Source organism: Brevundimonas sp. EU05-FHT14B11, assembly GCF_058790835.1.
On sequence record NZ_JBYTCY010000001.1, the window covers coordinates 125,174 to 143,613 of the forward strand.

Annotated in this window: 21 protein-coding genes; 7 read left to right on the forward strand and 14 right to left on the reverse strand. The window is 69.6% G+C overall.

All coding sequences use genetic code 11. From position 1 onward, the window contains the following. The first annotated feature begins 67 nt into the window (after positions 1-67). Complete coding sequence (locus tag AC3WRV_RS00660; RefSeq protein ID WP_492311779.1) at positions 68-292, forward strand: hypothetical protein; 225 nt, start codon at positions 68-70, stop codon at positions 290-292. A gap of 7 nt (positions 293-299) precedes the next feature. On the opposite strand, the gene AC3WRV_RS00665 is transcribed toward AC3WRV_RS00660, so the two are convergent. From AC3WRV_RS00665 to AC3WRV_RS00695, 7 genes are all read right to left on the reverse strand, one after another. Next, positions 300-833: a GNAT family N-acetyltransferase gene (locus tag AC3WRV_RS00665; protein WP_492311780.1), complete on the reverse strand. Its 534-nt coding sequence runs from the start codon at positions 831-833 to the stop codon at positions 300-302. Then, a complete protein-coding gene (locus tag AC3WRV_RS00670) occupies positions 788-1,261 on the reverse strand; it encodes a DUF6265 family protein (protein ID WP_291836475.1) in 474 nt (157 codons plus the stop codon). Before AC3WRV_RS00670 ends, AC3WRV_RS00665 begins: the two co-directional genes overlap by 46 nt. A gap of 32 nt (positions 1,262-1,293) precedes the next feature. Next, positions 1,294-2,121: a DUF6597 domain-containing transcriptional factor gene (locus tag AC3WRV_RS00675; protein WP_492311781.1), complete on the reverse strand. Its 828-nt coding sequence runs from the start codon at positions 2,119-2,121 to the stop codon at positions 1,294-1,296. Positions 2,122-2,123: 2 nt separating this feature from the next. Then, complete coding sequence (locus tag AC3WRV_RS00680; RefSeq protein WP_492311782.1) at positions 2,124-2,558, reverse strand: DUF1178 family protein; 435 nt, start codon at positions 2,556-2,558, stop codon at positions 2,124-2,126. Next, entirely contained in the window at positions 2,555-3,403 is an 849-nt protein-coding gene (locus AC3WRV_RS00685; RefSeq protein ID WP_492311783.1) for a carbon-nitrogen hydrolase family protein, read from the reverse strand. Before AC3WRV_RS00685 ends, AC3WRV_RS00680 begins: the two co-directional genes overlap by 4 nt. Further along, positions 3,403-3,660: a glutaredoxin 3 gene (grxC, locus tag AC3WRV_RS00690; RefSeq protein WP_291836487.1), complete on the reverse strand. Its 258-nt coding sequence runs from the start codon at positions 3,658-3,660 to the stop codon at positions 3,403-3,405. Before grxC ends, AC3WRV_RS00685 begins: the two co-directional genes overlap by 1 nt. Before the next feature lie 76 nt (positions 3,661-3,736). Then, the gene (locus tag AC3WRV_RS00695; protein WP_492311784.1) at positions 3,737-4,531 is read right to left on the reverse strand and encodes a ComFC family protein; all 795 of its coding nucleotides are present in this window, start codon (positions 4,529-4,531) and stop codon (positions 3,737-3,739) included. Between AC3WRV_RS00695 and AC3WRV_RS00700 the strand changes: the two genes are divergently transcribed. Then, positions 4,530-5,414, forward strand: a complete 885-nt coding sequence (locus AC3WRV_RS00700) for a methyltransferase domain-containing protein (RefSeq protein ID WP_492311785.1) — start codon at positions 4,530-4,532, stop codon at positions 5,412-5,414. The genes AC3WRV_RS00695 and AC3WRV_RS00700 overlap by 2 nt on opposite strands. A gap of 13 nt (positions 5,415-5,427) precedes the next feature. On the opposite strand, the gene AC3WRV_RS00705 is transcribed toward AC3WRV_RS00700, so the two are convergent. From AC3WRV_RS00705 to AC3WRV_RS00720, 4 genes are read right to left on the reverse strand one after another with little or no spacing between them, the layout of a single operon-like run. Next, a complete protein-coding gene (locus AC3WRV_RS00705) occupies positions 5,428-5,607 on the reverse strand; it encodes a Flp family type IVb pilin (protein WP_291836497.1) in 180 nt (59 codons plus the stop codon). Positions 5,608-5,629: 22 nt separating this feature from the next. Next, complete coding sequence (locus AC3WRV_RS00710; RefSeq protein ID WP_492311786.1) at positions 5,630-6,040, reverse strand: (deoxy)nucleoside triphosphate pyrophosphohydrolase; 411 nt, start codon at positions 6,038-6,040, stop codon at positions 5,630-5,632. Further along, a complete protein-coding gene (gene argJ / locus AC3WRV_RS00715; RefSeq protein ID WP_492311787.1) occupies positions 6,037-7,428 on the reverse strand; it encodes a bifunctional glutamate N-acetyltransferase/amino-acid acetyltransferase ArgJ in 1,392 nt (463 codons plus the stop codon). The genes AC3WRV_RS00710 and argJ overlap by 4 nt, the downstream gene beginning before the upstream one ends. Next, positions 7,425-8,381, reverse strand: coding sequence for a peptidylprolyl isomerase (locus tag AC3WRV_RS00720; protein ID WP_492311788.1), 957 nt, complete (start codon positions 8,379-8,381; stop codon positions 7,425-7,427). Before AC3WRV_RS00720 ends, argJ begins: the two co-directional genes overlap by 4 nt. Positions 8,382-8,620: 239 nt before the next feature. Here AC3WRV_RS00720 and secA point away from each other — a divergent pair, with 239 nt between their 5' ends. Then, the gene (gene secA, locus AC3WRV_RS00725) at positions 8,621-11,476 is read left to right on the forward strand and encodes a preprotein translocase subunit SecA (RefSeq protein ID WP_492311789.1); all 2,856 of its coding nucleotides are present in this window, start codon (positions 8,621-8,623) and stop codon (positions 11,474-11,476) included. 73 nt (positions 11,477-11,549) lie between these two features. Here secA and AC3WRV_RS00730 read toward each other — a convergent pair whose 3' ends face one another. Beyond that, positions 11,550-11,987 (reverse strand): helix-turn-helix domain-containing protein, encoded by a 438-nt coding sequence (locus AC3WRV_RS00730; protein WP_291840715.1) that lies wholly within the window; start codon positions 11,985-11,987, stop codon positions 11,550-11,552. Positions 11,988-12,060: 73 nt separating this feature from the next. On the opposite strand from AC3WRV_RS00730, the gene AC3WRV_RS00735 reads away from it, so the two are divergent. Together AC3WRV_RS00735 and AC3WRV_RS00740 are read left to right on the forward strand one after the other, a co-directional pair. Next, positions 12,061-12,903 carry a class I SAM-dependent methyltransferase gene (locus tag AC3WRV_RS00735; protein WP_492311790.1) on the forward strand — a complete coding sequence of 281 codons (843 nt, stop codon included), beginning with the start codon at positions 12,061-12,063 and terminating at the stop codon, positions 12,901-12,903. Between the two features lie 43 nt (positions 12,904-12,946). Next, on the forward strand, positions 12,947-14,110 hold the full coding sequence (locus tag AC3WRV_RS00740; RefSeq protein ID WP_492311791.1) for an aminotransferase class V-fold PLP-dependent enzyme: 1,164 nt from the start codon (positions 12,947-12,949) through the stop codon (positions 14,108-14,110). Positions 14,111-14,117: 7 nt separating this feature from the next. Here the strand turns inward: AC3WRV_RS00740 and AC3WRV_RS00745 are convergent, their stop codons facing one another. Continuing rightward, positions 14,118-15,017 (reverse strand): hypothetical protein, encoded by a 900-nt coding sequence (locus AC3WRV_RS00745; protein ID WP_291836308.1) that lies wholly within the window; start codon positions 15,015-15,017, stop codon positions 14,118-14,120. A gap of 105 nt (positions 15,018-15,122) precedes the next feature. Then, positions 15,123-16,625: a CoA-acylating methylmalonate-semialdehyde dehydrogenase gene (locus tag AC3WRV_RS00750; RefSeq protein ID WP_291836311.1), complete on the reverse strand. Its 1,503-nt coding sequence runs from the start codon at positions 16,623-16,625 to the stop codon at positions 15,123-15,125. A 190-nt stretch (positions 16,626-16,815) separates the two neighbouring features. Here AC3WRV_RS00750 and AC3WRV_RS00755 point away from each other — a divergent pair, with 190 nt between their 5' ends. Beyond that, on the forward strand, positions 16,816-17,412 hold the full coding sequence (locus tag AC3WRV_RS00755) for a hypothetical protein (protein WP_492311792.1): 597 nt from the start codon (positions 16,816-16,818) through the stop codon (positions 17,410-17,412). Beyond that, the gene (locus tag AC3WRV_RS00760) at positions 17,409-18,440 is read left to right on the forward strand and encodes a WD40 repeat domain-containing protein (RefSeq protein WP_492311793.1); all 1,032 of its coding nucleotides are present in this window, start codon (positions 17,409-17,411) and stop codon (positions 18,438-18,440) included. Before AC3WRV_RS00755 ends, AC3WRV_RS00760 begins: the two co-directional genes overlap by 4 nt.

The following is an 18,440-nucleotide window of genomic DNA, read 5'->3' on the forward strand; positions in this document are numbered from 1 at the left end:
CTTGTAACGGGATCGGCGCAACGACGCGTGCGACGTCTTCGGCATCACCTTCACCGGAGCCGATCCCATGAAACGCCTGCTGATCCTCACCGCCGTCGCCGCCGCCGCCCTGACCAACGCCGCCTGCGTGACCGTCATCGACGCCACCAGCGACTACGGCTGGTCGGGCGAAAACGCCCGGCCGTTCAAGGGCGCCCGTGACAGCTGCCGCGCCAGCGCGGGCCGCGACGAAGGCACCACCGCCTTCCTTCAGTGCATGGCCGAAAAGGGCTGGACCCGCACCCGCGACTGACGGGCGGTCACAACGGCCGCATCATGTAGCGGGCGTCGTCGCCGTAGCTGGCCAGCTTTTCGGCCATGCCCGGCGGGTCGCGGACCTCAAAGCCATGCCGGGCCCAGAAGGGCGCGGCGGCGTTGACCGCGACCAGGCTGACGGCGGGCCAGCCCGCCGCCCGGGCGGCGTCCGCCAGTTGCTCGACCACGGCCCCGGTATGCCCGCCGCCCCGCGCGTCGGGGTGGATGGCGAGGTCGTGCAGGTACATGACCGCCGCGTCGTCGGGGATCGCCTCGATCAGGGTGTTCAGCGCCGGAACGGCGTCGGCGCGCCACGGATAGGCGACGAGATAGCCCCGGGGCGGCCCGTCGCCGTCCGCCAGCACGAAGCAGCCGGACGCGTTCAGAGCCAACCGGTTCTCGAACAGCTCGCGGCCTTCGAAATGATCGGGAAAGCCGAGCACGGCGATGGCCGCGACGGCGTCCAGATCGGCCGCCGTCATCGCCCGCCAGGTCAGGTCGGGCAGCGCGCGTTCAGTTCGGCCTTCTGGAACCGCCATCGGATCGCCCTCGCCTGTCCTTCGATCTCGCCCTCGATGCGGGCGTTCAGCACATCGCCGTCGCGTTCATAGATGACCCGCTGCGGGAAGTCGTGAGCCGACTGCTGGAAGACGACCCGGTTCGGAGCGGACTCGATCACCGGAAACACGGTCAGGGCCTGCCCTTCGGGGTGGGCGAAATAGGCGAAGGGGGCGTTCGCTTCGGGCCCCGCCGGCGCGATCCGGGACAGTTCCCAGCCGACCTGGCCGTTGCGGACCGTGATCGAGGTTCCGGCCATCAGGTTCAGGCGGGGGACGCTCCAGGTCTCGGCCACCTCGCGCCCGCCCTCGCAGGACAGCCAGTAGCCGGACATCCACCCCAGATCGGGGCGAAGATCGGCCTGCGGTCCGGCGGTCAGGGCGGCGGTCAGGATCAGGGCGGTCAGCATGGTCGGGTCTCTCCCTCGGGTTCGAAGGCAAGCTAGGCCGGATGGTCGGCGCCGGGCTTGTAGGATTGCGACGCGATGGACCGGGCCAGGGCCTGCTGCTCGCGCGCCCATTCGGTGGCGGTGCAACCGAGGAAGCGGCGGAAGTCACGCGCCATCTGCGGCTGGTCGAAATAGCCGGCCTCCAGCCCCGCCTCCAACCAGCCCTCGGCCTCGGGGCGGCCTGGATGAGCGGCGTGGTCGAAGACCCGGCGGAAGCGGAAGACCGAGCGCAGCATGCGCGGCGACACCCCGACTCGGTCGGCGAACCGACGCTGCAGGGCGCGTTGGTCGGCGGGCGCGCGAACCGACGACGCCCGATCGGCGGCGGCGGCCTCGATCTCGGCCCGGACCACCGGATCGACGGTCCAGCCGGCGCGGCGGCGCTGATCCGCCAGCCAGCCGGTGAAGGCCGCGACCTGGGCCTCCGGATCGCCGGCGGGGGCCGAGAAGCCCTTCAGCCGCTCGACCATGCCCAGCCGCCGGTCGGTGGCTGCGGCCAGGGGCAGCCCCAGCCAGTCGCGGGCGCCGTCGGGCGCGAAGCGGATCGCCACCAGCTCGGTCGGCCCCACTGGCCGCAGGGCCAGGGGCCGCGTCATCTGACCGGCGAACAGGGCGGAGGGCTGCAGCCGCCATTCGCCGTCCTCGGCCTGTTCCTCATAGGGGGCGCCGATGTCGAAGATCAGTTCGGGGCAGCCGTCGGGCGCGATGCGTTGCACGACCGGCGCCGGGTCCGGATCGGCATAGGTCCAGATCACCCGCACGAAGGGCTTCAGCGCCGCGGGCGGTTCGAACTCCTGATAGCGCTCCCCGCCCCCCGGCATGCTCAGTTCACCCGGGACTTGTCGGGCGGCAGGGCCGGAAGCGGAGCGCAGGGCACGCCGTCGTCGCGCAGCTTCTTCACATCGGCCACGGTGGCTTCGCCGTAAATCTCGCGCTTCTCCGAGCGGCCTTCATGGATGTCGCGCGCCTCGCGGGCGAAGGCGTCGCCGACGTAGTCGAAATTCTGCTCGACGTGGGCGCGCACCTCGCGGACGGCCTCCATCATCATGGTCTGCATCTTCGCGGCGGCATCAGACGCGGGCGCTGATCGCTTCGTGCCCGCGACGGCCGGGGCCATGACCTGCTTGGTCACCCCGGTCGAGCCGCATATCGGGCACTCGACCAGTCCCCGCTCAGCCTGGTCGTCATAGTCGGACGACGAACCGAACCACGCCTCGAAGCCATGGCCATGATCACAGCCCAGGGCGTAGCGGATCATGCCGACAACGGAGCGGGCGGCGCGAAGTCGCGGTCGTGAGTCAGCTGCGGCACCGCGTTGCGGGCCTTGTCGACCGCATCGAAATCCAGCGTGGCGAACAGCACACCAGGCTCGTCGGTGTCGAGCTTGGCGATCACCTCGCCCCAGGGCGCGACCACGGTCGAGCGGCCCCAGGTCCGACGGCCGTCCTCGTGCGTCCCGGCCTGGGCGGGCGCCAGGATGTAGGTTCCGGTCTCGATGGCGCGGGCGCGCAGCAGCACCTCCCAGTGGGCCTCGCCGGTCGGGACGGTGAAGGCGGCGGGGACGGCGATCATCTTCGCCCCGGCCTTGGCCAGGGCGCGGTGCAACTGCGGGAAGCGGACGTCGTAGCAGATGGTCAGACCCAGCCCGCCCCACGGCGTCGGGGCCACCACGGCGGTCTCGCCGGGCCGCACCGAGGCGCTTTCTCGCCAACGCTCGCCGGTCGGCAGATCGACGTCATAGACGTGCATCTTGTCATAGGTCGCGGTCACCGCGCCCGTGTCGTCGATCAGGATCGAACGATTGGCGGCGCGGTCGTCGCCCTCATGCCCCGACCGCACGATGGCCGAGCCGATCAACAGCCAGACGCCGAGCTCCTTGGCCAGCGCCCTGAGCCTGGCCACCACCTCGTCGCGATCGTCGGGGACCAGCACGGCCTCGCGGGCGGCGCGGTCCTGGATCAGGAAATTGGTGGCCTCGGGCGTCAGGATCAGCCGGGCCCCGCCTGCCGCCGCCTGGCGGATCAGCGGCTCGACATGGGCGAAGGCGGCCCCGGGCGAGGCCGGGGTGCGCGTCTGGATCAGGGCGACGGAAAGAGTGCTCATCAGGCGGCGAGCAGTGCGTCCAGCTCGCCCTTGCGGTCAAGCGCATGCAGGTCGTCGGAGCCGCCGATGTGCTTTCCGCCGATGAATATCTGCGGGAAGGTCATCCGGCCGTTGGAGCGCTGGATCATCTCCTGCTTCTTCTGCGGATCGTTCGAGGCGACGATCTCGGTGTAGTCCACGCCCTTGCGGGCCAGCAGGGCTTCAGCCGCCGCGCAATAGGGGCAACCGGGCTTGGTGTAGATGACGACGTCGGCCAATTTTATCTCCAGCTTGATGCGACCCCTGTCGCTCGCCGCGCGGCGGCTCGCTGATCGAGGGGCTTGTTCTTCCCCCCTACATAGTCAGTTCGCGCACGGTTCGCACGCGGGCGATGACCGCCAGGTCCACGGCGCGGGCTCCGGCCTCCAGCAGAACCCGGGCGCAGGCCTCGGCGGTGGCGCCGGTGGTCAACACGTCATCGATCAGAAGAACGCGCCGCCCCTTGATCCGGCGCGCGCCCGAAGGGGTGACCGCGAAGGCCGCCTTCACGTTCAGACGCCGCCCGCGCGCCGACTTGCCGCCCTGGCTGGTGGTGTGGGCCTGACGCACCAGGGCGTCAGGCAGATAGTCGAGCCCCGCGGCCCGGGCCAACGGCCGCGCCACCTCGGCGGCCTGATTGAAGCGCCGCGACAGCAGCCGCCAGCGGTGCAGGGGCACGGGCGCCACCACATCCGCCTCGGCCAGCAGGGGCGCGGCGGCGCGGCTGAGCCAGCGGGCGAACAGCGGCGCGAACGGCTGGTGGTCGCCGTGCTTGAACTTCAGGATCAGGCCGCGCGACGCCTCGTCATAGAGGCAGGCCGCCCGCGCCCGGGCGAAGGCGTAGGGCTGGGCCAGGCAGGCCGCGCAACGCTCGGACGCAAACACTCCGCCGTCCATCTCGAACGCCGCGCCGCAGCCGTCGCAGACCGGGTCCTCCAGAAACACCACCCGGCTCCAGGCGTCGGCGGTGAGGCCGGCCGAGGCGGTGGCTTCAGGGCTGTCGTGGGCCAGCGGCGGCAGCAGCAGATCGGCCACGCCCCGGCCCAGAAGACGGCCGAAACCGGCTGCGGCTTCCCATCGCGTGCGCCAGACCCCATCCTGAAGGCTCATGAGCCCCTCCTCCGGTCCCCCCGTCATCTTCGACAGCCAGCGCCGAACGGCAAGGCTTCAGCGCAGCGAAAAGTTGTTTTCCGGCGCCGACTTCCTGCATGCGCGGGCGGCGCAGAACGCCGTCGACAGCCTGGACGCCCTGCTGCGCGACTGGCCCGAAGTCGCTGATCTATCGGCCCATCCCGGCCCGTTCGCCGCCGCCCTGGCCGACAGTCATGCCGCGCCGCGGGTCGGCGCCGTTAAGACGGTGGGCGACCGCCCGGCGCGCGCGGCCCCGGGCCAGACGCCGCTGGACCTGCCGGACCAGTCGCAGGACCTGATCGTCAGCCTGATGAGCCTGCACTGGGCCAACGATCTGCCGGGCGCCCTGAGCCAGATCCGCCGGGCGCTGAAGCCGGACGGCCTGTTCGTGGGCACGCTTCTGGGCGCGGGCACGCTGAAGGAGCTGCGCGCGGTGCTGACCGAGGCGGAGCTGGAACAGCGCGGCGGGGCCCAGGCGCGGGTCTCGCCCTTCGCCGACGGCTTCGACGGCGCGGCCCTGCTGCAGCGGGCCGGGTTCGCCCTGCCGGTGTCGGACGTGGACCGGCTGACGGTCCGTTATCCCGACCTGTTCGCCCTGATCCGCGACCTGCGCGCCATGGGCGAGACCAATGTGCTGGCGGGGGCGAGCCGTCCGCTCACGCGCGGCATCGTCGCCCGGGCGGCGCAGCTTTATGCGGAAAGGTTCGGCGAACCGGACGGCCGCATCCCCGCGACCTTCGAGATCGTCCACCTGGCCGGCTGGGCCCCGCACGAGAGCCAGCAGAAGCCCCTGCCCCGCGGCTCGGCCAAGATGCGGCTGGCGGATGCGCTGGGCGTGAAGGAGCAGACGGGGGAGGAGTAGGCCCGGCCGGCCGTCAACCGCCCATCGCCGCGCGGATCGCATCCATGGCGCCGTTGAAGACGCCGCTGCCGGTCGCGCCGAAGGCGGTCAGGGCGGACAGGATCACCAGGAAGATCAGGGCGAGGATCAGCCCGTATTCGATGGCCGTGGCGCCGCTCTCGTCGCGCCGGAAGCGATCCAGGAAACGTTTCATCGGCGCCTCCCTTTCCGGACGGCTAGAGCAGATCGCGCAACCAGGCGATCAGGGGTTCGTCCGCCGGGGGCATGGGATAGTCCGGCAACTGCGCCGGCCGAACCCATTTCAGCGCCGAATGCTCATGCGCCTGCACCACCCCCGACCAACGTCGGCACAGGTATAGTGGCATCAACAGGTGAAATGACTCGTAAGCGTGACTGGTAAACACGAAGGGGGCCAGGCAGGCCTCGTTCACGTCGATGCCCAGCTCTTCCTTCAGTTCACGGATCAGGGCGGCCTCGGGACGCTCGCCCGGCTCGACCTTGCCGCCCGGGAATTCCCACAGCCCCGCCAGTTGCTTGCCCTCGGGCCGCTGGGCGATCAGCACCCGACCGTCGGTGTCGATCAGGGCGACGGCGACGACGAGGACGGTCTTAACGGGCTCGCTCACGACCGGTAGTCGCCGTTGATCTCGACGTAGCGCTTGGTCAGGTCGCAGGTCCAGACAGTGGCCGAGGCGCGGCCCGAACCCACGTCGACGGTGATGTCGATCTCGGAATTCTTCATATAGGCGCTCATCTTGGCCTCGTCGTAGGTCTGCGACGGGGCGCCGTCGACGGCGGCGACATGCGGGCCGAATTTGATGGCCAGGCGGTCGCGATCGACCGGCTCCTCGGTCTTGCCGACGGCCATGACGACGCGGCCCCAGTTGGCGTCCTCGCCGGCCAGGGCGGTCTTGACCAGCGGGCTGTCGGCGATGGACTTGGCCAGCTTGCGGGCCGAGGCGGGGCTGGCCGCGCCGTCCACCGTGACCTTGACGAATTTGGTCGCGCCCTCGCCGTCGCGGACCAGCTGGTGGGCGAGGTCGAGCATGACCTGGTCCAGCGCGCGGCTGAAGTCCTTCAGGCGGCGGTCGCCGACCCGGCCGATGCGCGGCGCGCCGCTGGCGCCCGTAGCGAACAGCAGGCAGGTGTCGTTGGTCGAGGTGTCGCCATCGACCGTCACGCTGTTGAAGGTCGTGCGCACGTGCAGGCCCAGCAGGGCGCGCAGCACGTTCGGATGGATGTCGGCGTCGGTGACGATGAAGGCCAGCATGGTGGCCATGTCGGGCGCGATCATGCCCGAACCCTTGGCGACGCCGGCGATGCGGACCTTGTGCCCCTCGATGTCGCACTCGGCGTACGAGCCCTTGGGGAAGGTGTCCGTGGTCATGATGGCCTGACCGGCGGCGGCCCAGTTGTCGGAATCCAGCCCGGCCTCGATGTCGTGCAGGCGGGCGGCGATCTTGCGGTCGTCCAGCACCACGCCGATCACCCCGGTGGAGGCCAGCATGACGTCGCGCTGGCGGCAGCCGAAGCGTTTGGCGACCTCGGAAGCCGTGCGGCGGGCCGCATCGGCTCCGGCCTTGCCGGTGAAGGCGTTGGCGCAGCCGGCGTTGACCACCAGCGCCCGCACGTCCTGGCCGCCGTCCTCGGCGCCCAGATGGCGTTTGCACCAGTCGACCGGGGCCGAGCCGACCTTGTGGCGGGTGAAGACCCCGGCGCAGCTGGTGCCGCGCGCGAAGCTGAACACCACCAGATCGTCGCGCTCGTGCTTGTAGAAGCCCGCGCGGCCGGTCGCGATCTCGACCCCGCCGATGGGCGGGATGATCGGGAAGGGCACGGCCAGCGGCGACACCTGCAGACCCGGCTTGCCCGGCGCGGAGGCGGCGGCCGCGGGTTTCGACGGAGTGGTGGCGCGCTTGATCGCCGTGGTCACCGGCTCCAGCGCCTTTTCGAAGGCCTGTTCGATCATCTGGCCGGTCGAACCCCGACCGGGGGGAGTGGGCGTCTTGCTCATCGGGCCTTGGCGGGAACGGGGGCGGAAACAGGGGCGGGCGAGGCGGCCGGCTGGGCAGGAGCGGCCGCGGGCGGAACGGCGGCCGAGGCCGGTTCCTGCGAAGGCGCGCCCTCGCCGCCCAGCAGGACCTCGACGGCGGCCTTGCCGCGCAGTTCCTCGAGCAGCTGGCGCACGCCTTCATAGGTCAGGTAGCGCACGATCTGCGGCCGGGCCTGCTCCATGGTCGGCGGGGTTTCGCGACGGCGGTCCTCGACCCGCAGCACGGCCCAGCCGCCCTCGGTCTGGAAGGGACCGACGGTGGAGCCGGCGGGCCGGTCGCGCAGGGCGTTGCGGTAGGCTTCAGGCATGACGTCCAGCGTCGAATAGCCCAGGTCGCCGCCCGAGAAGCGGGTCGCGTCATCGATCGACCGCTCCATGGCCACCGCCTCGAAGGCAGCGCCCTGCCCCAGGATGCCGACCACGGCGTCGGCCTCGGCGCGGGTGCGCGACAGGATCAGGCGGGTGCGGACCTCTTCCGAGGTCCGGGCCAGATTCAGCTGGCCTTGGTAGATGCCCTCGACGGCCTTGTCGGAAATCTTGTCGTTGACCACCGTCTCGACCAGCATGTCACCGAGGATGCGTTCGCGGGTGGCGGCCAGGCGGCGCTGGGCCAGGGGCGAATTGTCCAGCCCCCGGCGCTCGGCCTCGTGGGCCAGCAGCTTCTGGTCGATGACCTCGTCCAGGACGCGGCGGAACAGGTCCGAGGTCACGTCCAGCGGCTCGCCCTCGCCCACCAGTCCCTGCGCCACGGCCTCGCGCTTCACGTCGGAGGCCCAGATGGTCTCGTCCTGGATCTTGGCCACGGCGCGGTCGCCGGGCTCGGGCGGGCGGTCGGAGCCGCCGCCGCGATCACAGGCGGCGACCGTCAGCGCGAACGCCATCAGCAGGGGAAACAGGACGCGGGAAGGCCTCATGCAGACGCGCTCCGTCGGCGGGCGGCGAAAGGCCCTCGCGTTGACAGGGATAAGGCCGGTGCTTAAGTCCCGGCTGCGCCCAAGTCGAGGGGTTTTCGATCGTTCGCGCGGCCCTCGCGCGCGCCTGTTTTCAAGGGCGCACCGGGCCGTCGTCGCCGGAGCCCCTCTGCGGCGTCCGCCGCCGCCCTTCCGGGACCACAACCAGAGCCATTTGTCGCTCGCCCGCCTTCGGATCCTCCATGCTCGGCTTTGCCAAGAAGATTTTCGGCTCCTCCAACGACCGCAAGGTCAAGGACTTCATGGGCCGCGTTCAGAAGATCAACGCGCTGGAGGAGAAGTACGCCGCCCTCTCGGACGACGAGCTGCGGATGATGACCGACGCCTTCCGCGACCGTCTGGCCGGCGGCGAGAGCGTCGACAAGATCATGAACGACGCCTTCGCGGTGGCCCGTGAGGCCTCCAAGCGCGTCCTCGGCCAGCGCCAGTATGACGTGCAGCTGACCGGCGGCATGATCCTGCACGACGGCGGCATCGCCGAGATGCGCACCGGCGAGGGCAAGACGCTGGTCGCCATCGCCCCGGCCTATCTGAACGCCCTGTCGGGCAAGGGCGTCCACGTCATCACCGTGAACGACTACCTGGCTCGCCGCGACGCCGAGTGGATGGGCCGCGTCTATCGCTTCCTGGGCCTGGAAGTGGGCGTGATCGTCAACGGCCTGTCGCAGGGCCAGCGCCAAGCCGCCTACGCCGCCGACATCACCTACGGCACCAACAACGAATTCGGCTTCGACTATCTGCGCGACAACCTGGTCTACGACCGCAAGGAGATGGTGCAGCGTCCGCACCACTTCGCCATCGTCGATGAAGTCGACTCCATCCTGATCGACGAAGCCCGGACCCCGCTGATCATCTCGGGCCCGACCGAGGACCGCTCCGACCTGTATGTGACGGTCGATGCGATCATCAAGGACCTGATCCAGGACAAGACGACCTACGACCTCGACGAGAAGCAGCGTCAGGCGCTGCTGACCGAGGAAGGCTCGGAGCTGATCGAACAGTTGATGGAAGAGCGCGGCCTGTTCGCCGAGGACACCACCGGCCTGTACGACGCGGCCAACATCACCCTGGTGCACCACATCAACCAGGCCCTGCGCGCCAATACCCTGTACCAGAAGGACAAGGACTACATCATCAAGGCCGGCGAGGTCATGCTGATCGATGAGTTCACCGGCCGCATGATGCAGGGCCGCCGCCTGTCCGAAGGCCTCCACCAGGCCATCGAGGCCAAGGAGGGCGTGAAGATCATGCCCGAGAACCAGACCCTGGCCTCGGTGACGATCCAGAACTATTTCCGCCTCTACGAGAAGCTGTCCGGCATGACCGGCACGGCCGCGACCGAGGCCCAGGAATTCCTCGACATCTACAAGATGGACGTCCTGGAAGTGCCGACCAACCGCCCGGTCCAGCGCATTGACTACGACGACGAGATCTTCCGCACCGAGCGCGAGAAGAACCTGGCCATCGCCGCCCAGATCGCCGAGCGCCATCTGGCGGGCCAGCCGGTGCTGGTCGGCACGGTGTCGATCGAGAAGTCCGAGACCCTGTCCGAGCTGCTGAAGAATTTCGTCTACAAGGTAGAGGTCTCCCGCACCCCGAAGAAGGAGTTCGAGGGCAAGCCCAAGGACGCCGAGAAGATCGGCGATGCGGCCTATGACATCGAATACGAGGTCAAGCTGCGGGGCATTCCGCACAATGTCCTGAACGCGCGCCAGCACGAACAGGAAGCTTACATCGTCGCGGACGCGGGCCTGCCCGGCGCGGTGACCATCGCCACCAACATGGCCGGCCGCGGCACCGACATCCAGCTCGGCGGCAACCTCGAGATGCGTATGCAGAAGTGGCGCACGGAGCTGCGTAACATGGCGCAGGAGCTCACCCCCGAGATGGAGGCGGCCGAAGAGGCCCGCCTGAAGGCCGACATCGCCGTCCAGAAGGAAATCTCGCTGGCCGCCGGCGGCCTGTTCGTGCTCGGCACCGAGCGCCACGAGAGCCGCCGTATCGACAACCAGCTGCGCGGCCGGACCGGCCGTCAGGGCGACCCCGGCACCTCGAAATTCTTCCTGTCCTGCGAGGACGACCTGCTGCGCATCTTCGCCGGCGACCGTCTGGACTCGATCATGAAGTCGTTCGGCGTCGCCGAGGGCGAGGCCATCAGCCACCCGTGGCTGAACAAGGCGGTGGAACAGGCTCAGAAGCGCGTCGAGACCCGCAACTACGACATCCGCAAGAACCTGCTGAAGTACGACGACGTCGTGAACGACCAGCGCAAGGCCGTGTTCGAGCAGCGCCAGGAGTTCATGGACGCCACGGACCTGTCGGAACTGGTCAACGAGTTCCGCAGCGACGTGATTTCGGACCTGGTCGAGAAGCATATGCCGCCCAAGGCCTATGCCGAGCAGTGGGACATCGCGGGCCTGGACGAGAAGGTCCGCTCGACCCTGGGTCTCGAGCTGCCGCTGGCTGACTGGGCCGCCGAGGAAGGCGTGTCCAACGAGGAGATCGAGGAGCGCATCGTCACCGCCGCGGACGCCCGCGCCGAGGAACGCATCGCCCTGGTCGGCGCCGAACAGATCCGCAACCTCGAACGCCAGTTCATGCTGCAGATGATCGACATGCAGTGGCGCGAACACCTGGTCCAGCTGGACCACCTTCGCGGCGTCATCGGCCTGCGCGGCTACGGCCAGCGCGATCCTCTGAACGAGTATAAGACCGAGGCCTTCAACCTGTTCGAGTCGTTGCTGTACGGCCTGCGCCACGATGTGACGCGTTGGCTGATGACGGTGGAGTTCCGCTTCGAGCAGCCGCCGGCGATGGAGATGCCCGAGTTCCAGGAAATCCACCTGAACCCCGGCACCGGCGAGAACGAGATGGCCAACCCGCTGGCCCAGCTGCCGGAAGGCGCGCTGGAAGGCGACGCCCGGTCGCGTCTGCCGGTCGACGTCCTGCCCGTCGGCTGGGAACGCACCCCGCGCAACGCCGACTGCCCCTGCGGCTCGGGCCGCAAGTTCAAACACTGCCACGGCAGCCTGATTTAAGGACGCTATCGCTCGCCGCGCGGAGGCTCGCTGCCCGAGCGCCAGGACGTGTGATCGACCTTCGGGCGGCGGTTCAGACCGCCGTCGCCCGGAACCGGCTCCGCGAGGGCGTCGCCGCCGCCTCCCGACCCGCAAAGCGCACGATCCGGCGGAATTTGGCGCACGCCATCAGCGTCGGCGCCGTGCAGGCCGAGGCGTGCAGCAGGCCTTCGCGCATCCGCGACAGCTCCTCGATACGGCGGCCGATCTCTTCCGCCCTCGCCCGCAGCCGCGCCTTGTCGATGACCGGCTCGGGCGCGCCGCCCAGCATGGCCGCGATCTCGTCCAGCGAGAAACCCGACGCTCGCCCCAGCGCGATCAGGGACAGGCGCTCCAGCACCTCCGGATCGAACAGGCGTTTGAGCCCCCGGCGCCCCGTCGAGGCGATCAGCCCGCGCTCCTCGTAGTAGCGCAGCGCCGAGGCGCGCACGCCCGAGCGGCGGGACAGTTCGGCGATGTCGATGTCGCGCACTCTTGACCTCAAGTCGGCTTGAACTTGCAGGATGGACGCGCGGTCCCCTCGCCGCAACCGGATGGAGACCGAGATGACCGACCCCGCGCGCCCCGCCGTTCCCGATCAAGGCTATTGGAGCCGGTCGGGCGGCTCCGCCTGGGCCGATCTCCAGACCCTGATGGACCGGCTGTACCAGCCGATTGGCGAGGCGATCGCGGACCGGGCCGATCCGCCCGTCGGTGCGCGGGTGCTGGACGTGGGCTGCGGCGCGGGCGCGACGACGCTGGACCTGGCCCGGCGCGTGGGTCCGACGGGACACTGCACCGGCGTCGACATCTCCGCCCCCCTGCTGGAGGCGGCGCGGCGCAGGGCGGTGGCGACGGCCAATGTCGATTTCATTGAGGCCGACGCCCAGACCCATGACTTCGGCGCGGCGACGTTCGACGCCGTGACCTCACGGTTCGGGGTGATGTTCTTCACCGATCCGGACGCCGCCTTCGCCAATCTGAGGCGGGCGACCAAACCCGGCGGCCGCCTGACCTTCGCCTGCTGGCGTGCGGTCGCCGAGAACGCCCTCACCCAGGTCCCGCTGGAGGCCGCCACGCCCTTCCTGCCCGACCTGCCCCCGCCGCCGCCCGTCGACGCCCCCGGCCGGTTCGCCTTCGCCGATCCGGAAAAGGTGCGCGGCATCCTGCATCGCAGCGGCTGGACGGACATCGAGATCACGCCGCTGGACACGCCCACGCCCCTGAGCCTGGACGAGATGCTCGACCTCGGCCTGAAGTTCGGCGTGCTGGGAACGGCCCTGCCGCAACAGGACGAGACGGTGCGGGCGCAGGTGCGCGCGGCGGTGACAGATCGGCTGAATGTGCACCTCCGGGACGGGATCATTCCGATGAGCGCCGCCTGCTGGCTGGTCTCCGCCCAGCACTGAAGGCCGCTGGCGGCGACCGCCGCGCCGTGCGACATCCACGGATATGACCCATAAGGCCCTCTTCTCCCGCGCCCTGTCCCTGGACCCGGAGCGCCTGCATTTCGCCGCTCACAGCCACCACCTGTGGCCCGACGCCAGCTTCGACGGCCAGGTGCGGGCCTGGGTCGAGGCCAACCGGTTCGCCGACCGCAAATGGGACCTGGTCTTCGGCGACGTCGTGCCCGAGGCGCAGACGCATGTGGCCAAAGAGCTGAACCTGCCCTCACCGGACAGCGTTGTCTTCGCGACCAACACTCATGAATTCCTGCTGCGCATCGTCTCCGGGATCGAGGCCAAGCCCGTGCGCATCCTGTCGACCGACGGCGAGTTCCACTCGTTCCGCCGTCAGGGCGAACGCTGGGAGGAGGCGGGCGATGCGGTCATCACCCGCGTGCCCCTGCATCCGTTCGACACCTTTGAGGCGCGCTTCATCGAGGCCGCACGGGGGGGCGGCTTCGACTTGATCGTGATCAGCCAGGTCTTCTTCCGCACCGGACAGGTGTTCGGCGGCGTAAAGGCGCTGGCCGACCTGGCCAAGCCGGAAGGCCCGTGGGTGGTCATCGACGGCTACCACGGCTTCATGGCGGTCCCGACCGACCTGTCGGCGGTGGCGGACCGCGTCTTCTATGTCGCCGGGGGCTACAAATACGCCATGTCGGGCGAGGGCGCCGGCTTCCTGCATGCGCCCGACGGCTTCTGCCCCCGTCCGGTGATCACCGGCTGGTTCGCCGAGTTCGGCAATCTGACCGGGCCGCCGGAGGGGGTCCAGTACCGCGCCGACGCGGGCCGTTTCTGGGGCGCGACCATGGAGGCGACGCCCCTGTACCGCTTCAACGGCGTGCGCCGCATGCTGGACGAGGCCGGGCTGAGCACCGCGAACGTCGCGGCCCACGCCCGCGGGCTGATGGCGCGGTTCCAGGGCGCCGTGCAGGCGGGCGAGGCCGGACGGCTGGACAAGGCCGAGCTGATCAATCCCGTCGCCGGCGACGCGCCACGCGCCCGCTTCCTGGCCTTCCGCCACGCGGACGCGCAGGACTGGCGCAAGCGGCTGCTGGACGCCCATGTCGTCACCGACGTGCGCGACGATGTGATCCGCTTCGGCTTCGGCCTGTATCAGGACGAGGCGGACGTGGACCGGCTGATCGAGATCTGCCGCCGCGTCCTGTGACGCCGACCTAGTAGAAGGTGGTGTCTTCCTGCTGGCGCGGCTCGGGCGCCTTGCGCGGGGCCGAAGGCTGGGCCGGACGCGCCGGAGCCGGGGTCGCCCCAGGCGTTGCCGGCTGGGCGACGCCGGGCTGGGCCGGGACCTGACCGGGAACGGGCGTCACCTGCGGCAGGGTCGGATACGGCAGGCTCTGCGGCGCGGGTCCGCCGTCGGGGTAGGGCAGCGGCGCCTGGCCGTCCGCCGCGGGCGCTGCAGGGGCGATCCGGTCCGGGGCGTCCAGATCGTCGCGGATGAAGGCCCAGGAGCGGGCGTCGGAACAGGCGCAGGCCTTCATGAAGCCCTCGCGGTCCCGCCAGATGATCAGCGGATAGCGGGTCTGCAGCCCGGCCTCGCTCAGATTGCGACTCAGCTGGCCGACGAAGTCGCGACCGGCGTCGACCACCGCCCCCCGGGCCAGGTTGCCGTCGGCCGACGGAATGCCCGCCGCCGTCCAGTTGTTGACCGGCGTGGCGGTCCAGCGCTGGTACAGCACCCAGTCGCGGGTCAGCCACAGCTCGGCGACCGTGGCGCGCTCGGCGGCCGTGGACTGCTGCAGCCCCTCGCGGTCGCCGCGCGCGAAGACGAGGATGCGCATCTCGACCCCCGCGGCGCGCAGCTTGGGCCCCTCCTCGCGCTCGAACCGCTGCATGGCGGCGCTGTCGCGATAGCCTATGACGTACAGGGCCTGACCGCCGCCGCCCGCCGAGATCCACGAGCTTTCATCCAGCAGGCGCTGGATCTCGACCTGGTTGCGGGTGACCGTCACCGGCTGGAAGCGGGCGTAGAAATTCCAGTAGGCCCAGTAGCCGCCGCCCGCGAGGGCGAGGCCGATCACGGCGGCGAGGGCGGACCAGACGAAAAAGCGACGCATGCGGGGGAGCGCTCCAGCTTCACAGTGCGTGGAGGTTAACGCCTAACATCGAAATGCGCTGCCGCGAACGCCGGAAAGGCGAAACCTTGCCGACGTTCGTCAATCTCAGCCCATCGTCGGGATGACGAAGGAGCTGTCGGCGTGTTCCAGCTCCGAGTCCGGCCAGCGGGCGGTGATGGTCTTGACCTTGGTCCAGAACTTCACGCCTTCCATGCCGTGCTGGTTGGTGTCGCCGAAGGCCGAGCGCTTCCAGCCGCCGAAGGTGTGATAGGCGACCGGCACCGGGATCGGCACGTTGATGCCGACCATGCCGACGTTGACGCGGGCGGCGAAGTCGCGGGCCGCGCGGCCGTTCTGGGTGAAGATGGCGACGCCGTTGCCGTACTGGTGTTTGGACGGCAGCGACAGGGCCTCCTCGAAGCTGGCGGCGCGCATGATCTGCAGCACCGGGCCGAAGATCTCTTCCTTGTAGGATTCCATGTCCGCCGTGACGTGGTCGAACAGCGACGGGCCGACGAAATAGCCGTTCTCGTGACCCTGCAGGGTGAAGCCGCGGCCATCGACGACCAGTTCGGCGCCGTCCTTGACGCCCTGGTCGATCCAGCCTTCGACGCGTGCCTTGTGCTGGGCCGTGACGACCGGGCCGTAGTGGGCGCCCGCGTCGGTCGAGACGCCGACCCGCAGGGTGTCGATCTCGGCGACCATGCGCTCGCGCAGTTCGTCGGCGGTCTTCTTGCCGACCGGCACCACGACCGGCAGGGCCATGCAGCGCTCGCCCGCCGACCCGAAGGCCGCGCCGGACAGGTCCTTGATGACCTGATCCATGTCGGCGTCGGGCAGGACGATGCCGTGGTTCTTGGCGCCGCCCATGGCCTGGACGCGTTTCCCGTGCTGGGCGCCCATCTGGTAGACGTAATGGGCGATGTCGGACGAGCCGACGAAGCTGACGGCGTGGACCTGCGGGTGGGTCAGGATGGCGTCGACGGCGGCCTTGTCGCCATGGACCACGTTCAGGACGCCGGCGGGGGCGCCCGCCTCCATCATCAGCTCGGCCAGACGCACCGGCAGGGACGGATCACGCTCCGACGGCTTCAGCACGAAGGTGTTGCCGACCGCGATGGCGACGCCGAACATCCACATCGGGATCATGCCGGGGAAGTTGAACGGGGTGATGCCCGAGACCACGCCCAGCGGCTGGCGCATCGAATAGACGTCAATGCCGGGACCGGCGCCCCAGGTGTACTCGCCCTTCAGCACGTGCGGGATGCCGCAGGCGAACTCGATCACTTCTAGGCCGCGCTGGATGTCGCCCTTGGAGTCGGCGATCACCTTGCCGTGCTCCGACGACAGCAGCTCGGCGAGCTCGTTCATGTTCGCCTCGACCAGGCGCTTGAACTCGAACATCACACGGGCGCGGCGCTGCGGATTGGTCGAGGACCAGCCGTCGAAGGCGGCCTGGGCGGCCTGCACGGCGCGATCGACCTCGCCGGTCGTGGCCAGCTGGACACGGGCCTGGACCTCGCCGGTGTTCGGATTGAACACGTCGCCGAAGCGACCCGAGGCGCCGACGAACGACGCGCCGCCGATGAAGTGATTGATGTCACGCATGATGTGGGCGTTCCCTGAACCGGAGGCTTGTTCTTATGGGCGGCGGTTTAGCCGCTGCCGCGAGGGAAAACCAGCCGCGCACACCTGTACGGGCGTTGCGAAACCGTAACTGTCCGACGAGGACAGGCTGTGATCCAAAAAGGCCCGTCCCGCGCAAGATGTCGCCCGGGAGCCGCCGATGGAGCTCGCTATGGACGATGGATCCCTGGAACAACGCCTGATGAAGCTTGAGCGGCGCAATCGCCTGCTGACGGCGGGACTGGTCGCAACGGCGGCGCTCGGCCTGATCGCCGCGGCGTCCGCCGGCGCCGATCTCGACCGTTCGCCCCAGGTGTTCGACAAGATCATCGCCCGCGAGATCGTCGTGATCGATCCCAACGGCCGCGAGCGGGTGGTGATCGCCGCGCCCCTGCCCGAACCGCGTCTGGCCGGATCGCTCAGCAAGCGCGGCGAGGCTCTGTCCGGCATCCTGCTGTTCGACGGCGAAGGCAATGAGCGGGGCGGCTATGTCACCGGCGATGATCCGTCGAGCGGGATATCCCTGACGCTGGATGAGATCGGCCGGATGGCCGTGTCGCTCTGGGCCGGCGAGCGCGGATCTTCCGGCCTTCGGTTCGGCAATCAGGACGGCAACTCCGTCGATCTGCAGGTCAATCCGGCCGGAACCTTCCTGACGCTCCGGGAGAAGGGGCAGATCACCGCCGTGCTGCCGGCGTCCGCGACTCCGCCAGCGGCCGCTTCCCCGCCGTCTCCAGCGCCGGCGGCGCCCGCAGGGACGCCACAATGACCTTTCGCTCTCTGAAACCCGCGGCCCTCATGGGCCTCGCCCTTCTGGCCGCCGGCGTCAGCCCTCTAAGAGCGCAGGACGCCGGCGAGACGATTCGGGCCGCCGGTGAATCCATCAGCCTGAGTCAGCCTCGTGCGGTGACATCCCTGGATATCGATCCACGCGGCGAGACGCTGGCGGCGAGCGGGCTCGACGGCGCGGTGCGTCTCTGGTCGCTGGCGACGGGCGCCGCCGGGCCGGTGTTCCAGATTCACGAAGGGGACGCGGCCGCCGTGCGCTTCACCGCCGACGATCGCCACCTGCTCACCACAGGCGCAGACGGTCAGGTCGCCCTGCTGGACGCCGCCGCCGGAACCCGCGTCCGGACGTGGCGCTTTCCGACCTGGTGCCTAGGGCTGGCCGTCATCGACGGGGACACGGCGGCCGTGGGCTGCGCCGATCTGAAAATCCGGATCCTGAACCTCGGCGACGACCGGGTCGTTCGCGAAATCCAGGCTCCCGGAGATCTGCAGTACCAGTACGTCATCTCGCTTTCGGCCTCACCGGATGGGCGACTGCTGGCCTCGAACAACCCGCTCACCCTGTATGACGTGGAGACCGGGGAACAGCGGGGAAGCGTGCCCAGCTTCGCGCAGCGCGTGACGTTCTCGCCCGATGGTCGGAGCCTTCTGGGCGGCAGCATGAAGGCCGGAGCGTCAGTGGTTTCGGTCGACCCCCTTCAGGCCCGCGCGCGCCTGGTCACGGATGTGGAGCAGCAGGCGCAGACCCCGTCCGGGCGTCAGACCGTGCGGCAGGGAATGCCGATCTACGGCGTCGTCTGGTCGCCTGACGGCCGGTTCTTCGCGACGGGCGGCCTGGACCGGCTCGTGCGTATCTGGCGCATGCAGGACGGCGCCGAACCTGTCGAGGTCACGCGGCTGGAAGGTCATGAGAGCGCGATTTCCGCCCTGGCTTGGCGTGGCGACCATCTGGTCAGCGGCGACCTGGGCGGTCATATCCGGATCTGGCGCCTGACGAGCGGGTCCTGA